The sequence below is a fragment of the Massilia sp. PAMC28688 genome (genome assembly GCF_019443445.1).
Taxonomy (GTDB): Bacteria; Pseudomonadota; Gammaproteobacteria; order Burkholderiales; family Burkholderiaceae_D; genus Telluria_A.
This window is the reverse complement of the sequence record NZ_CP080378.1, coordinates 1,690,448-1,704,383: the sequence shown is the minus strand read 5'-3', so window position 1 is coordinate 1,704,383 and position 13,936 is coordinate 1,690,448. Positions and strand designations below refer to the sequence as shown.

The window sequence follows — 13,936 nt, the reverse complement described above, 5'->3', positions numbered from 1 at the left end:
ATGATGAGATCTGTAACCCTGGGCGCTGCCGCGCTCACGCTGGCCCTGGCTGTATCGGGCTGCGCCGCCACCAGTCCTGCCTTCGAGGGCAGTTTCGGCCAGACCGTGCGCACCTCGCTCGCTTCCCAGGTGATCAATCCGGCGGCCGCGGCCAGCACCAATCCCGTGGCCGGCATCGATGCCCAGGCGGCCATGGGGGCCCAGCGCCAGTATGAAAAGTCGTTCGCCCAGCCGCAAATGCACCAGCCGGCCATGCTCTCGGGTAGCGGAAGATGAGCACCGCGCGCCGCTTCCAGCCGGCGCGCCGCCAGGACGGCGCGCTGGGCATCCTGTACGCCATGATCCTGCCGCTGATGCTGGGCATGATCGGACTGGCCATCGACCTGTCGATGGTGTACGCCCGCGGCCGCGAGCTGCAGGCCGTGGCTGACGGTGCGGCACTGGCGGCGGCGCGCGCCCTCGATGGCACCCCGGCCGGCCTGGAACGGGCCCGCAACAGCGCCGAGGAGCAGGCCTCGAAGGCCGAGTACCGCTTCCTCAATCCGCGCCGCATCAACTGGAGCGGCGGCGCGCTCAGTTTTGCCGCCAGTGCCGCCGGCCCCTGGATCCCGGCCGGCGCCGTCAGCGCCATGGAGGCGCCCACGATGCTGTTCGCCCGCGTCGACACCGCGTCGCTCGATGCGCGCTACGGCGAAGTGGCGGTGGCCTTCCTCAGGGTGGTGGGAGTGAGCGCCAGCCAGCACATGGCGCGCGTGGCCGTGGCCGGGCGCAAGGAAACCATCCTCAGTCCGCTGGCCGTGTGCGCCCTCAATGCGCAGGAAATCTCGGCCCGCGGCGGGGTGTCGATCCTGGGCGCCTACGAGGCGGTGGAATACGGCTTTCGGCGCGGGGTGACCTACAACCTGCTGCGCCTCAATCCCAACGGCAGCACCCCGCGCCACTTCCTGGTCAACCCGCTCGACTTCGCGCCCGCGCCGCCGCTGCCCGCGCATCACACCGACGCCGCGGTGCGCCCCTTCGTCTGCAGCGGCAACATGCCGGCCCCCGCCATCGGCCACGGCTCCACCCTGTATGTGCGCCAGGGCTTTCCGCTGTCGATGGTGGCCGAACTCAATTCGCGCTTTGACCTGTACACGGACGGCTCCACCTGCACCCCCTACATCGCCCCGCCCGACGCCAATGTGCGCGACTTTCGCGGCGGCTATACCGGCTTCTGGATGACCGGCATCGCCGTGCCGGTGCGCGCCAGCGCCGCCGAACTCGATGACGGCAACCGCCTGGTGACGGTGGCCGACGCCGAAGGCCCGGCGGCCGGTACCACCGCCGCCAGCTACGGCACCCTGTGGTCCTTCGGGCGCCCGCGCCGCTATGTCAATGGCGCTCTCGGCACCGAATTCCAGCGCGTCCACTGGAAGCATCTGTATCCGGTCGCCTCCGGCAACCCGCCTGCCTCGTCCTACAGCGACGATGACTCGCCCTACGACAGGTACCGGCTGCCGCACTTTGAAAAGCCGGCGGCCCGGGTCGGCTCGCCCCAGCGCCGCGTATTGAACGTGCCGCTGCTCGAGTGCCCGGTCAACGGTTCCAGCGCCAGGGTGCTGGGCATCGGCCGCTTCCTCATGACCACTCCCGCCACCCAGGCTCCGGCAGGCATCCATGCCGAGTTCGGGGGGTTGACCAATTACGCTGCCATGACTGCGTCGGCAGTCCTGATCCAATGAAAACCCTTTCCCAGCGCGGCACGGTTGCCGTGGAACTTGCCGTCATCCTCTCGGCCACCATCGTGCTGCTGCCGGCCGTGGCCCTGTTTGCGATGGTGTTCTTCCAGTACAGCGTCATGAAGGACGCCACCCGCGACGCCGCCCTGTACCTGGCGTCGATGCCGCCGGCCGCGCTGATCGACCCCGTCGAGCGCAACCGCGCCATCGGCGTGGCCCAGCGCATGGTGGAGGAAACGGCGCTGGCAGCGGGCATGACCGGCCTGACCCGGGTGCAGCCCACCTCGGTCACCTGCGACGGCAGTCCGTGCGACGACGTGCTGCCGCGATCGGTCGAAGTGCTGTCGTCATTCACGATCGAAGACCTGAGCTTTAGCTACTACACCGGCAGCTGGACCGACGATGGCCAGCACAAGTGGCGCGTGATGAGCCGTTCCGCCATGCCCCTGTCGCGCAAATAACCAGGAGCTGCCATGCAACGATCCCGCTCCCCGGCCACCAGCGCATCCCAGCGCGGCGTGGCCGCCGTTGAATTCTCGTTTTGCGCCATCGTGTTCTTTGCCTTTGTATGCGGGGTGATCGAACTGGCGCGCGCCCTGTACATGTGGAGCTCGATGGTGGAAGTGACGCGCCGTGCCGGCCGCGGCGCCGCCTATTCGGACTTCAGCAACGCGGCCCAGATGGACGAGGTGCGCCGGCGCGCCATGCTGGAACACATCAGCGGCGGCCTGCCCCTGCGCGGCAACGTCAGCTCCGCCAACCTGAAGGTGGACTACCTGAACGCCAGCCTGGTCGCCATTGCCCCGCCATCGTGCCCGGCCCAGAACTACATGAACTGCAATGCCGATCCCGAAGGCGCCACCTGCATCCGCTTTGTGCGCGTGCGCCTGTGCGCCGAAGGCACGGCCTGCGAACGGGTGGAGTACTTGCCGATCATCGGCGCCGGCTTTTTCCCCGGCATGCGCCTGCAATTTCCCACTTTCGCCACCGTCACCCCGGCCGGTTCGCTCGGCTTCCAGCCCGGGGCCGGCGGCAACTGCATGTGACCTTCTTCATTCAAGGACAGCCAATGAAAGCTTTACTGATCACCCGCGACAGTGCGCTGCACGCCGAAATTGCGTCGCAGGGCGCCGCGCGCGTGCCACCGCTGACACTGGTGGCTACCCGCACCGGCATGCGTGATGCGCTCGACCGCCTGGTGCCCGACGCGCCGGCCCTGGTCATCGTGGACGCCCACGATTTTGAGCCAAGCGACGCCGACATGCTGGAGCGCCTTGCCAAGCATTATCCGGAAGCGAACTTCATGCTGCTCACGCGCGAGCACCAGCAGGATCTCTTGATCCGCGCCATGCGCGCCGGCGTGCGCGAAGTGCTGCAGCTGCCACTGAACCACCGCGCCTTTCACGAAGCGATCGACCGCATTGCCGCCAGCGCGGGCGTGACCAGCATGCGCGAAGGGAAGGTGCTGGCCTTCATTTCGTGCAAGGGCGGCAGCGGCGCCACCTTCATTTCCACCAATTTTGGCTATGGACTGGCCACGCTGGCGGAAAAGAAGGTGCTGCTGATCGACCTGCATGGCCAGTTCGGCGACGCCACCCTGTACGTGTCGGACCAGCGCCCGGCAATGACGCTGTCGGACGTGTGCAGTCAGATCGCGCGCATTGACGGTCCATTCCTTGAATCGTGCCTGGTGCACGTGACGGGCGGCTTCGGGATCCTGGCCGCGGCCGACGACCCGGGCCACAAGGTCGAACTCAAGGCCGAACACATGGACGCCATCCTGCGCGTGGCGCGCAAGCACTACGACTACATCCTGCTCGACGTGGGGCGCCAGATCGACGCCATTTCGCTGCGCGCGCTCGACAGCGCCGACGCCATTTATCCGGTGCTCCAGCTTGGCCTGCCGGACATCCGCGACGGGCGCCGCCTGCTCGACATCTTCCGCTCGCTCGGCTACCCGCTCGACAATACGCGCCTGATCGTAAACCGCTATGAAAAGGGCGGCAAGCTGCGCCTGCAGGACCTGCGAAGCGCGCTCGGTGCCGACATTTTGCACACCATGCCCAATGATTACCTGGCGGTGACGGACTCGGTCAACCAGGGCGTGCCGGTATTGCGGCTGTCGCGCAATGCGCCGGTCTCGCGCAGCCTGGCCGAACTGGTGGAGTCGATCACCGCCCACCGCCTTCCCGAAAACAAAGGACTGTTCGACCGCCTGTTCGGGCGCGGCGACGGCGACCAATAGACACTGGAGAATCCGCATGACCTTACGTGAACGTTTGAGCGCCGCCGACGATGCCCGCGCCGCGGTGCCGGCCACCGAAGTGGCCAATCACGCCTACCAGGAGCTGAAAAAGAACATGCACCAGATGATCCTTGACCGGATCGACCTGGAACGCCTGAAGCGCCTGACCACGGAACAGTTCAAGCACGAGCTGGCGCTGCTGATCGCGCGCATCATCGAAGAAGAACGCATTGTGCTGAACCAGCACGAGCGCCACAACCTGGTGCTCGACATCCAGCACGAAATGCTCGGTTTCGGCCCGCTCGAACCGCTCCTGAACGACCCCACCGTGTCTGACATCCTGGTCAACACCTATGCGCGCGTCTATGTCGAGCGGCGCGGCAAGCTGGATCTGACCGACATCACGTTCCACGACAATGCGCACCTGATGAAGATCATTGAAAAGATCGTCTCGCGCGTCGGGCGCCGGGTCGATGAATCGAGTCCCATGGTCGACGCCCGGCTGCCGGACGGCTCGCGCGTCAATGCCATCATCCCGCCGCTGGCGGTCGACGGGCCGATCCTGTCGATCCGGCGCTTTTCCGCCACCCCGCTGACGGTCGAGAACCTGCTGGCCTACAAGAGCATGACCCCGCCCATGGTGCAGGTGCTGCAGGCGCTGGGTCACTCCAAGATCAATATCCTGATCTCCGGCGGCACCGGCAGCGGCAAGACCACGCTGCTCAACCTGCTGTCCGGCTTTATTCCCGCGAATGAACGCATCATCACCATCGAAGACGCGGCCGAGCTGCAGATGCGCCAGCCGCACGTGGTACGGCTCGAAACGCGCCCGGCCAACATCGAAGGCAAGGGCGAAGTGTCGCAGCGCGCGCTGGTGCGCAATGCGCTGCGAATGCGGCCGGACCGCATCATCCTCGGCGAGGTGCGCGGGGCCGAGGCACTGGACATGCTGCAGGCCATGAACACCGGCCACGAAGGCTCGCTCGCCACCATCCACTCCAACACCCCGCGCGACGCCCTGGCGCGGCTCGAGAACATGGTCGGCATGGCCGGCGTGACGCTGACGCCACGCGCCACGCGCCAGCAGATTTCATCGGCGGTGACGGTGGTGCTGCAGGTAACGCGCCTGACCGACGGCGCGCGCAAGCTGGTCAGCCTGCAGGAAATCACGGGCATGGAAGGGGAGGTGATCGCCATGCAGGAGATCTTCCGTTTCGACCAGACCGGCGTGGGCCCGGACGGCAAGGTGCTTGGCCACTTCTGCGCCACCGGCGTGCGCCCGCGCTTTGCCGACCGCCTGCGCCTGTTCGGCATGCCGGTGCCCGATTCGGCGTTCGATCCGTCCCGCATCTACGAGTAACCAGGAGACCATGATGGACGCAGTGTTCTACGGTTTTTCAGTGCTGCTGTTTGCGGCGGTCATCCTGCTGGTCGAGGGTGCCTACCTGTGGTGGTCGGGCACCCACGGCGGAGGCGCGCAGCGCATTTCGCGGCGCCTGCGCCTGATGTCCGGCGGGCTCGATGCCGGCCGCGAAAAGGTCTCCATCCTCAAGCAGCGGCGCTACGCCAGCGGCGACTGGCTGGACGCCTTTCTGCACCGGCGCTGGCTGTGCAATGCAATCGACCGCCTGCTGGTGCAGTCCGGCCTGCGCTGGTCGGTCACGCAGTTCATCGGCGCTTCGCTGGGCGGCCTGCTGCTGGCACTGATGCTGATGCAGACCCGGCCCGTGCCCCCGGCGGCCAGGGTGGCGGTGGCGTTGATGTTCATGTGCGTGCCGCTGGTGCTGGTACGCCGGGCCCGCACCGCGCGCCTGATCAAGATCGAGGAACAGCTGCCCGAGGCGGCCGACTTCCTGGCCCGTGCCATGCGCGCCGGCCACTCGTTTTCCAACGTGCTGCAGATGGTGGGCACCGAGCTGCCGGAGCCGCTGTCGGGCGAATTTCGCGCCGCCCACGAGGAGATCAACTATGGCGTGCCGATGAACGAAGCGCTGTACAACCTGGCCGACCGCATTCCCCTGACCGACCTGCGCTACCTGGTCATTGCGGTAGTCATCCAGCGCGAATCGGGTGGCAACCTGGCTGAAATCCTGGGCAACATCAGTCACATCATCCGCGAGCGCCTGAAACTGATCGGCAAGGTGCGGGTGCTGTCGGCCGAAGGGCGCATGTCAGCCTGGATCCTGGGCCTGATGCCGTTTTGCGTAATGGCCTTCATGGCGGCCTTCAATCCGCGCTACGTGAGCGTGCTGTGGACCGATCCGGCCGGCCAGACCATGCTGTGGTACGGCGCCGGCATGATTCTCATTGGCGTCCTGTGGATCCGCCGCTTGATCCACATCCGCGTATAAGGGAACTGCCATGAATGCTGCCAATATCGTTTTTCTGCTGATCGTTTTCGGCGTCGTGTGCGGCCTGGCCATGTTTGCCATCGGCCTGTTCTCGCCCGGGTATGTGCGCGGCCGCCTGGCCAGCTTCCGTGCCAAGACCGAGCCGAGCGCCCTCGAAGGCGACGGCTGGGTGGAAAAGGTGGTCAAGGTGGCGCAACCCTTTTCCAAGCTGTCGCTGCCGGAAGAGGGCTGGGAGCGCTCGGCCCTGCGGACCCGCTTCATGAATGCCGGCTGGCGCGGCCCGCACGCGGCCACGCTGTACTTCGCCGCCAAGACCGTGCTGGCGCTGCTCATGCCATGCGCGGCGGCGCTGGTCGCCTCGCACTACTGGCCCGCCATGCCGGGACAGCGGTTCATGCTCATGCTGCTGGTGAGCGCGGCGTTCGGCTACTACATTCCCAATATCGTGCTGGAGAAGACGGCGCGGCGCCGCCAGCGCGCCATTTTCGAGAACATCCCCGATGCGCTCGACCTGCTGACGGTGTGCGTGGAAGCGGGCCTGTCGCTTGAACGCGCCCTGGTCAAGGTGGCCGGCGAAATCCATGTCAAGAGCATGGTGCTGGCTCAGGAATTGCAGCTGGTGCTCATGGAAATGCGGGCCGGCTTCACCAAGGAACGGGCGCTGCGCAATTTCGCCCTGCGCAGCGGCGTGGAAGACGTGGACACGCTGGTGGCCATGCTGATCCAGTCCGAGCGCTTCGGTACCAGCATGGGTACCTCGCTGCGGGTCCACTCCGACAACCTGCGCTCCAAGCGGCGCCTGATGGCCGAAGAGGCGGCGGCCAAGATCGCGCTCAAACTGCTGTTCCCGCTGATCTTCTTTATCTTCCCGACCTTGCTGATCGTGCTGGTCGGCCCGGCCGGGATCCAGATCGCGCGCAATATCGGCCGCATGACCGGCGCCCAATGACCAACCGAGGATCGACCATGACACCCTCCTTCCAGCGTTTGTCCCTCCTGTGCGCCAGCGGCATGCTGCTGGCCTGCACCAGCATCGGAACGCCCCTTTTGACGGCCTCCGGCGCCGAAGAGGCCTACCAGGCCGGGCGTGCCGACCACCTGGCCAGGCGCCCCGAAGAGGCGCGCCGCCATTACGAGGCGGCGCTGATGGCCGCGCCCGGCCACCTCGATGCGCGCAATGCGCTCGCGGCCTGGCATGCCGAGCATGGCGACATCAAGCAGGCCATCGCACTGTGGGAAGGCCTGGCCGGCGCGGTGGCAGGTCCGGCCAGCGGCTATGTGCTGAGCAATCTCGGCTATGCGCGCTTCCTCGACGGCGACCTCGTCAACGCCAGGAGCGCACTGGAACAGGCTTGCCTGATGGACCCGCTGAACCACCGTGCCTGGCACCACCTGGGCAATGTGCTGGGAAAACTGGGCCAGCGCGACCGGGCCGAAGCCATGTACCGGCAGGCGGCAGCGCTGCTCGGCCATGATTTCAAGTCCGACTATGCGCTGGTATCGAAAGCCGGGATACCGGCCATCGACGCGGCGGTGCAGCTGGCCAGCGCAGAAAGCCAGGACAGCGAGGATGGCTTTGGCCGCACCGAGATCACGCGCGATGATGGTGGCGTGTTCATCCTGCGCCGGCTGGAAGGCAAGGGCAGGGCAGTGGTGGCTGCCGGCCAGCCGCGCCCCATGCTCGAGATTGCCAATGGCAACGGCGTGCGCGGCATGGCGCGCAGCTTGACGCGCCTGATGTGGGAAGAGCAGGTGGTGCGGGTCAGCAATTACAAGGCCTTCGATGTCAAGCACACCCGGGTCGAATACCGGCCCAGCTTCAAGCCGGCGGCCGAACGGCTGGCGCATCGGGTGGGCGCATCGCAGCTGGTTCCTGTGGCGAGCGCCGGGCCGGCCGACATGCGGCTCGTGATCGGACGCGACCTGATGTTGCCGCTAGAGAGCCGGGTGTTGCTGGCCAGCGCCAGCAAGCGGGGTCCCGGCGGTTAGCAGGCTGGCACCTTTGTGCCATGTCAAATGCGGGCATCCCACGCGCCGGAGAATAAGGCACATTCACAGCCACGGGAGCACCGACATGACTATTGCAACGCGCCTCACTACCCTCTTTTCCAGCCTGCTCCTTGTTTCGCTGGTGGCCTGCGCCCCGGCGGAGCAGCGCGCCAGCGCAGGCCAGGTGATCGACGACACGCTCATCACCGGCAAGGTCAAGGCCGCGCTGGTGGCCGACCCGGAATTGAAGGCCACCGAAATCAATGTCGACACCTACAAGGGAACGGTCCAGCTCAGCGGCTTTGTCAGTGCGCCTGAGCACATTCCCAAGGCCGCGCAGCTGGTGCGCCGCATCGACGGGGTCAAGGACGTCAAGAACGATATTGCCGTCAAGCGCTAAAGCGCCGCCCGAAGGCAACAAAGCCGCCTTGCAGGGCGGCTTTGCCGGTGACGGCGTTCGGAAAGGTTTTCCGCGGTGCCTATTCCCAGTTGACGCTGCCCATGCCGCGGGCGTCGGCCGTTCGCCGTGCCGGGTTGCCGTGAATGGTGGCCGACCCCATGCCGCTCAGCTTGACGTTGGCCGCCGACTTGGCATACACGGTGGCGCCCCCGAGGCCGGACATGTCCAGTTCCACCGTGTCGGCCTGCAGCTTTTGCGCATCCAGGCTGCCCACGCCGCCAAGGTCGGCGCGCAGCAGGCGGCTGGTGCCGCTCACTTCGATATGTCCCGCACCGCGCAGCTTCAGGTCAACCTGGTCGGAGTTGCCCGAGTTGAGCTTCATGCTGCCCACGCCGCCGAGATTTGCCACGACGTTGCGGTAATTGCTGTTCACGGTGACGGCGCCCGCCCCTTCCAGCGACAGCTTGAAAGCGTCGCCCGTGAAGCCCTGGATGTCGCTCGCGCCCACCCCATGCGAGTTCAGCTCGGAAAAGTTCGGCACCGTCAGTTCAGCGCGGATGTCCCTGCTCTGGCTTTTGCCAAAGCGCCAGCTGCGGCCTTCCGTATTGATGTTGAGCGTGTCGCCCGTGCGTGTGACCTTGACCTTGGCGACATCGTCGCGTTCGCCAATGATGGTGAGGGCGGCGACTGGTCCCTGTTTCACATGCAGGTTGACGACGCCCCCCAGGTTGACCTTCATGATGCGCGCGTCAATGGTACGCGGCTGGGCGATCTGCTCGGCCAACGCGGCGGACGCTGCGCTCGACAGCGCGGCTGCCATGATGGTCATCCTGAAAAATGTGTTCATCGTCGTTCCCCTGTGGTTGTGGTTGGATTAGTCGGCCAGCTGCGCTTTTTCGGCGGCGGAAAGGCGTTTGCCGGTCACGGTAATGACCATCACGTCGCTCACGGCGCCAACCTTGACGACTTCCGGCGCGGCGGCCTTGCGGGTGTCGTCGGAAGCGGTGGCAAAGCCCGTCATTGACACCACGGCGAGGGCGGCGACGAAGATGAGTTCCATGTTTTTAGCGATGTTCATGATGTGATCCTTGTGTGATGTGCGTTGGCTTGAGTGAACTATAGACAAGGGCCACCGCGTCAACTACCGGATTGCGACGGAATGCGTTTTTGGCATGCTGGGATGCGAAAAGCGGCGAAGAACGCCGGCGTTCGGGTGTGAACGCGGCCCTCGCGCCGCCCCGAGGCCGCACGCCCGCAAGGAGGCACGACGCGCGCAGAGAAGGGGATCTTGCCTAACGGCGCCGTCTTGCGCTGGCGCGTGCTGCCAGCCAGTCGGCGCCGCCGCAGGCGAGGGCGGCACTGATGACCTCCGGCGCCAGGCTGTAGACGGTTGCCCAGGTGGCGCGGCCATCGGCGGCATTGCCGGGAAAGCTGGTCGTTTCAATAGGCCAGTGGTACTTGCGCTTGAGGGCGCGCACGATGGCTGCCAGCGAGGTGCGCCCTTGCAGCGGTTCGGCGCCGGTCTGGTCGGCGTTTGACAGCAGCACGGCCAGGACGGCGCCGCGGGCGGTCAGGGGACCGGGGAAGGTAGGAAGTTTGTTGGCCATGGCGGCATTATGGCGCGTGCCGCCACACGCGGCACTGCCACATGAAAAAGCCACCCGAAGGTGGCCTTGACGTTTTACTTCTTGCGTACCACGACGGTACCTGCCAGGTAGTCGTGCACGGTCCGGCGCTGTTTATTGATCAGGACGACCACCAACGAAGCCAGCAACAGTGCCTGGGTGGCATAGCCGGCTGCCATCGCCCAGGAAGGCGTCGTGGCGGTGAGTGCCAGCGAGCGCTCCATATAGCCGCCCGCCATGGCTTCCGGCGACAGGGCGCCGACGGCAACGGTGGAACCGATGGCGGAAACGATGGCCAGGATCCACCACAGGCTGTAGCGCATGAAAGCCGCCTTGGCTGTCACGGGCGAACCGTCGAGCATGGAAATGCGTTGCCCAAGCACCAGCTTGCCAGGCGTGGCGCCAAATTTGGCAACCAGGAACACATAGTAGAACAGCGACACGAGCGGAAAGATCCACATGGACAGCGTGTAGAACTGCACGCTGTCGCCGAACAGGAAATGCATCGCCAGGATGGGCGAAATGAAGAGACAGTCCAGCAGACCGGCGCCGACCCGGCCCCAGAACGTAGAATATTTGAGGCCGGTGTTGGCAGCTTCAGCCGGAGTCAGCCCTTGCATGGGCGCGAGCGGCGGGGCGTACGGATCTAACGACATATGGATTCCCTAGGTGGAGTTATTGTGTTTTGTTCACCTATTATAGGGTTTCAATCGCGCAATGTTGACAAATATTTTCAGGCTGGAACGGCTTTGCTGGCCTTTTGTAGCGCCGCAGACACGCGGGGGTGTACATTGGTCTTGATGCGCGTAGATGTTCATATGACGGTCGTTTTTGAAGGCGCCGTGCATCTTTTGTGAAAGCAGCTCAGAGCATGCAGACTCAGTTGGGATCGACCGTAACGCTATTCTAGCCAACTATTGTAGCGCTTACCGAGTTAAACATAGTCTTTAACACGTTTAAACATACTTATAGCTTGCTTTCTAGATGTTCTATCTCACATTGATACACTAAGTCGTTGAAAGATAACGAGGTTTGGCTTATTGTTGTAGATAGTACCGCTAACGCTTTATTGAAATTAAACTATGGCCTCATTTAAGCACTTCGATCTCGACTTGTTAAACCCAGCTTTTGACTCACCGCTGGTCGACGTGCTCAATGAGTTAGAGTACTTGCGACGTCTTCAGTTGAGCGGTACGACTCCATCGCCTATTTTTTTGCAACTGAAACACATTTTCCATATGTTGGAAAGCCTTGGCTCGGCGCGGATAGAAGGTAATCATACAACGCTCGCAGACTACATTGATACGTCGGTAGAGGGGGGCACCACCTCCAGCGAACAGATTCGCGAAATTACAAATATTGAAGTGGCAATGAGTTACTTGGAGGAGACAGTACGCCCTGGCGCAGCGCTGTCTGAACATTTCATACGGGAATTGCATTCCATTGCGGTGGAAGGATGCGGTGGTCAAGTAAATTCGGACACAACAATAGGTTCTTGCACTGCCATTTTCCGTTCGTAGACGGTGGGCGGCAGATTGCCCAATGCTGAATTCAATCGTTCGCAGTTGTAGAAGCTGACGATGTAGTCGGCAACGTCATTTCTGGCCTCGGTGTGGTTAGCGTACTGGCGCTGCCAAACCCGCTCCATCTTGAGGTTCAGGAAGAAGCGCTCAGCAACGGCATTGTCCCAACAGTTGCCTTTCCTGCTCATGCTGCAAACGAAGCCATGCTCGGCGAGCAGATCTTGGTAGAGCTCACTGGCATATTGGCTACCCCGATCCGAGTGCACGATCAATCCTGGGGCGGGCCGCCGCTGTTGGATTGCCATGTTCAGGGCGTCACAGACCAGCTTGGCGGGCATGCTCGGCGCCATCGCCCATCCAACGACACGACGCGCGTACAGGTCCATTACGATGGCCAGGTATAGCCACCCGGCGCCGGTGCGGATGTACGTGATGTCCGACACGTATGCCATGTTAGGCGCGCTCGGATTAAACTGCCTGTTGAGCACGTTAGCGGCCACGGGCAAGCCGTGCTTGCTATCCGTCGTGTGGATGAACTTGCGCTTCCAGACAGCCTTCAACGAGGCCTTGCTCATCAAACTGCGAACCTTGTAGCGCCCGATCTCGATGCCTTGATTTTTCATCGCCGTAACCAGGCGCCGGCTGCCGTAGCTCTGATGACTAGCCATGAATGCCGCCTTTAGGTGAACGCTGGCCTTGCATAAAACCGGTTTAGCAGCCCGACGCTGTGCTTCGTAATAACCGGAACGGCTGACGGACAGGACGCGGCAGCACTGCGTGACGGTGAAGGCCTCCTTTTGCAGCTGCTGAATAAGCTGGTAGCTCATTTCAGTTCGCGATCAAAGAAGGCCGACGCCTTTTTTAATATCTCAACATCTCCTTTCAGCTGGCGGTTTTCCTGCTCCAGTTGTCGGATACGCTGCTGCTCCGGTGTCAATGGCTTGCCAATGCCTGGCTGGCCATTCTGCTCTGCTCCGTACTGCTCTAACCAGCGACGAATCGCCGTCGGACCGATGTCCATTGTCTGGCTGACGTGCTGCACGCTCAGGCCCTGTTCTTTGATCATGCGAACAACTTCCAGTTTTAGGCTGGGGTCGAACGTCTTGCGCTTTCTAGCCATGTAATACTCCTCGTTAGATGGATTTTCCACCTATTGAGGTGTCCGGGCAAATTAGACCACAGCAGGATTGCAGCGCGAGGGAGATCGGACGCCAGGTGCGTACCGCACCGCTCCAGTTTCAATTGCGCAATCTAGTCACTGCCCGCCGGAGGCTGTGCAAGTGCCTCAATACATGGAAGAGCTTGTCGCGTTCGTGAATCGCGCCGACCCGCCGAAATATGATCTCATTAAAATTGCTCTTGCGCATCATCGTTTTGGGTGGGTGCATCCATTCAGCAATGGGAATGGGCGCGTAGTAAGGCTTCTGACGTACGCTTTGCTTATCAAGTATGGGTTTAACGTCGCTGATAATGGCCGGGTGCTTAATCCTACCGCAGTATTTTGCAATGATCGTGAACTTTACTACAAGATGCTTTCCTGCGCAGATGTGGGAACAAACCCAAACCTTGAAGCTTGGTGCGTGTATGTGCTGAAGGGGGTTTTGAGTGAGTTGCAGAAAGTTGACAAGCTTACTAACTATGAATATCTGACAGGAAAAATCCTGTTGCCGGCCCTTACATACTCGAAACAAAGAGGTCTCATCTCGACTCAGGAAGTGGCCGTGCTCTCAGAAGCAATCAGAGTAAAGGTCGCTAAGTCAAGCGACCTAGCCGCAGCGATGGTCGGTATGACCACTACCCAAGTTACCTATCAGGTAAAAAAGCTCGTAGAACGTAAAATGCTGGAGCCGATCAGTAAGGGAGCCCGTCAGTACACCATTTGCTTTACAAGCAATTATTTGTTACGAGGCGTTATTCACTCGCTAACGCAGCAAGGTTTCATCTCTGCTCCTCTTGCGGGCAACACGCAGATTTGAGAACGTAGCTTCATCCCGGTTATACAGAGCTTACATGACTGCCATAAAGCTGCGACCAGCAAAAAGGGCTACAGCGATGCGCTGTAGCCCCTGATCTTGCTGCTAAATT

The 13,936-nt window shown here is 62.8% G+C and carries 17 protein-coding genes; 12 read left to right on the top strand and 5 right to left on the bottom strand.

The window, feature by feature from the left end:
• From KY495_RS07675 to KY495_RS07630, 10 genes are all read left to right on the top strand, one after another.
• Positions 1 to 276: a hypothetical protein gene (locus tag KY495_RS07675; protein WP_219883075.1), complete on the top strand. Its 276-nt coding sequence runs from the start codon at positions 1 to 3 to the stop codon at positions 274 to 276.
• Entirely contained in the window at positions 273 to 1,721 is a 1,449-nt protein-coding gene (locus KY495_RS07670; protein WP_219883074.1) for a pilus assembly protein TadG-related protein, read from the top strand. Before KY495_RS07675 ends, KY495_RS07670 begins: the two co-directional genes overlap by 4 nt.
• Positions 1,718 to 2,179: a TadE/TadG family type IV pilus assembly protein gene (locus KY495_RS07665; RefSeq protein WP_219883073.1), complete on the top strand. Its 462-nt coding sequence runs from the start codon at positions 1,718 to 1,720 to the stop codon at positions 2,177 to 2,179. Before KY495_RS07670 ends, KY495_RS07665 begins: the two co-directional genes overlap by 4 nt.
• Positions 2,180 to 2,191: 12 nt before the next feature.
• A complete protein-coding gene (locus KY495_RS07660; RefSeq protein WP_219883072.1) occupies positions 2,192 to 2,764 on the top strand; it encodes a TadE/TadG family type IV pilus assembly protein in 573 nt (190 codons plus the stop codon).
• A 23-nt stretch (positions 2,765 to 2,787) separates the two neighbouring features.
• Positions 2,788 to 3,963 carry an AAA family ATPase gene (locus tag KY495_RS07655; RefSeq protein ID WP_219883071.1) on the top strand — a complete coding sequence of 392 codons (1,176 nt, stop codon included), beginning with the start codon at positions 2,788 to 2,790 and terminating at the stop codon, positions 3,961 to 3,963.
• A 16-nt stretch (positions 3,964 to 3,979) separates the two neighbouring features.
• Positions 3,980 to 5,323 carry a CpaF family protein gene (locus KY495_RS07650; RefSeq protein WP_219883070.1) on the top strand — a complete coding sequence of 448 codons (1,344 nt, stop codon included), beginning with the start codon at positions 3,980 to 3,982 and terminating at the stop codon, positions 5,321 to 5,323.
• Between the two features lie 13 nt (positions 5,324 to 5,336).
• Entirely contained in the window at positions 5,337 to 6,314 is a 978-nt protein-coding gene (locus KY495_RS07645; protein WP_219884156.1) for a type II secretion system F family protein, read from the top strand.
• A 10-nt stretch (positions 6,315 to 6,324) separates the two neighbouring features.
• Positions 6,325 to 7,263, top strand: a complete 939-nt coding sequence (locus KY495_RS07640; RefSeq protein WP_219883069.1) for a type II secretion system F family protein — start codon at positions 6,325 to 6,327, stop codon at positions 7,261 to 7,263.
• A gap of 17 nt (positions 7,264 to 7,280) precedes the next feature.
• Positions 7,281 to 8,303, top strand: coding sequence for a LytR C-terminal domain-containing protein (locus tag KY495_RS07635; RefSeq protein ID WP_219883068.1), 1,023 nt, complete (start codon positions 7,281 to 7,283; stop codon positions 8,301 to 8,303).
• 85 nt (positions 8,304 to 8,388) lie between these two features.
• Complete coding sequence (locus KY495_RS07630) at positions 8,389 to 8,703, top strand: BON domain-containing protein (RefSeq protein WP_219883067.1); 315 nt, start codon at positions 8,389 to 8,391, stop codon at positions 8,701 to 8,703.
• 79 nt (positions 8,704 to 8,782) lie between these two features.
• Here the strand turns inward: KY495_RS07630 and KY495_RS07625 are convergent, their stop codons facing one another.
• The 4 genes from KY495_RS07625 to KY495_RS07610 form a co-directional block, all read right to left on the bottom strand.
• Positions 8,783 to 9,550 (bottom strand): GIN domain-containing protein, encoded by a 768-nt coding sequence (locus tag KY495_RS07625; protein ID WP_219883066.1) that lies wholly within the window; start codon positions 9,548 to 9,550, stop codon positions 8,783 to 8,785.
• Positions 9,551 to 9,577: 27 nt separating this feature from the next.
• Positions 9,578 to 9,781 carry a hypothetical protein gene (locus KY495_RS07620; protein WP_219883065.1) on the bottom strand — a complete coding sequence of 68 codons (204 nt, stop codon included), beginning with the start codon at positions 9,779 to 9,781 and terminating at the stop codon, positions 9,578 to 9,580.
• Positions 9,782 to 9,995: 214 nt separating this feature from the next.
• Positions 9,996 to 10,310 (bottom strand): hypothetical protein, encoded by a 315-nt coding sequence (locus tag KY495_RS07615; RefSeq protein WP_219883064.1) that lies wholly within the window; start codon positions 10,308 to 10,310, stop codon positions 9,996 to 9,998.
• 74 nt (positions 10,311 to 10,384) lie between these two features.
• The gene (locus KY495_RS07610; protein WP_219883063.1) at positions 10,385 to 10,984 is read right to left on the bottom strand and encodes an RDD family protein; all 600 of its coding nucleotides are present in this window, start codon (positions 10,982 to 10,984) and stop codon (positions 10,385 to 10,387) included.
• A 426-nt stretch (positions 10,985 to 11,410) separates the two neighbouring features.
• Here KY495_RS07610 and KY495_RS07605 point away from each other — a divergent pair, with 426 nt between their 5' ends.
• Positions 11,411 to 11,848: a hypothetical protein gene (locus tag KY495_RS07605; RefSeq protein WP_219883062.1), complete on the top strand. Its 438-nt coding sequence runs from the start codon at positions 11,411 to 11,413 to the stop codon at positions 11,846 to 11,848.
• On the opposite strand, the gene KY495_RS07600 is transcribed toward KY495_RS07605, so the two are convergent.
• A protein-coding gene (locus KY495_RS07600; RefSeq protein WP_374040995.1) for an IS3 family transposase occupies positions 11,794 to 12,971 on the bottom strand; the annotation gives its coding sequence in 2 pieces (ribosomal slippage) (positions 11,794 to 12,692 and positions 12,692 to 12,971; 1,179 coding nt in all). The genes KY495_RS07605 and KY495_RS07600 overlap by 55 nt on opposite strands.
• Before the next feature lie 67 nt (positions 12,972 to 13,038).
• On the opposite strand from KY495_RS07600, the gene KY495_RS07595 reads away from it, so the two are divergent.
• Positions 13,039 to 13,827 carry a Fic family protein gene (locus tag KY495_RS07595; protein ID WP_219883061.1) on the top strand — a complete coding sequence of 263 codons (789 nt, stop codon included), beginning with the start codon at positions 13,039 to 13,041 and terminating at the stop codon, positions 13,825 to 13,827.
• Positions 13,828 to 13,936: the final 109 nt, after the last annotated feature.

Bases quoted from the DNA above. Each gene is read 5' to 3' on its own strand.
- KY495_RS07605 (WP_219883062.1), top strand. From the start codon at position 11,411: ATGGCCTCATTTAAGCACTTCGATCTCGACTTGTTAAACCCAGCTTTT.
- KY495_RS07630 (WP_219883067.1), top strand. From the start codon at position 8,389: ATGACTATTGCAACGCGCCTCACTACCCTCTTTTCCAGCCTGCTCCTT.
- KY495_RS07670 (WP_219883074.1), top strand. From the start codon at position 273: ATGAGCACCGCGCGCCGCTTCCAGCCGGCGCGCCGCCAGGACGGCGCG.
- KY495_RS07640 (WP_219883069.1), top strand. From the start codon at position 6,325: ATGAATGCTGCCAATATCGTTTTTCTGCTGATCGTTTTCGGCGTCGTG.
- KY495_RS07625 (WP_219883066.1), bottom strand. From the start codon at position 9,550: ATGAACACATTTTTCAGGATGACCATCATGGCAGCCGCGCTGTCGAGC.
- KY495_RS07660 (WP_219883072.1), top strand. From the start codon at position 2,192: ATGCAACGATCCCGCTCCCCGGCCACCAGCGCATCCCAGCGCGGCGTG.
- KY495_RS07620 (WP_219883065.1), bottom strand. From the start codon at position 9,781: ATGAACATCGCTAAAAACATGGAACTCATCTTCGTCGCCGCCCTCGCC.
- KY495_RS07650 (WP_219883070.1), top strand. From the start codon at position 3,980: ATGACCTTACGTGAACGTTTGAGCGCCGCCGACGATGCCCGCGCCGCG.
- KY495_RS07635 (WP_219883068.1), top strand. From the start codon at position 7,281: ATGACACCCTCCTTCCAGCGTTTGTCCCTCCTGTGCGCCAGCGGCATG.
- KY495_RS07615 (WP_219883064.1), bottom strand. From the start codon at position 10,310: ATGGCCAACAAACTTCCTACCTTCCCCGGTCCCCTGACCGCCCGCGGC.
- KY495_RS07645 (WP_219884156.1), top strand. From the start codon at position 5,337: ATGGACGCAGTGTTCTACGGTTTTTCAGTGCTGCTGTTTGCGGCGGTC.
- KY495_RS07610 (WP_219883063.1), bottom strand. From the start codon at position 10,984: ATGTCGTTAGATCCGTACGCCCCGCCGCTCGCGCCCATGCAAGGGCTG.
- KY495_RS07665 (WP_219883073.1), top strand. From the start codon at position 1,718: ATGAAAACCCTTTCCCAGCGCGGCACGGTTGCCGTGGAACTTGCCGTC.
- KY495_RS07655 (WP_219883071.1), top strand. From the start codon at position 2,788: ATGAAAGCTTTACTGATCACCCGCGACAGTGCGCTGCACGCCGAAATT.
- KY495_RS07675 (WP_219883075.1), top strand. From the start codon at position 1: ATGATGAGATCTGTAACCCTGGGCGCTGCCGCGCTCACGCTGGCCCTG.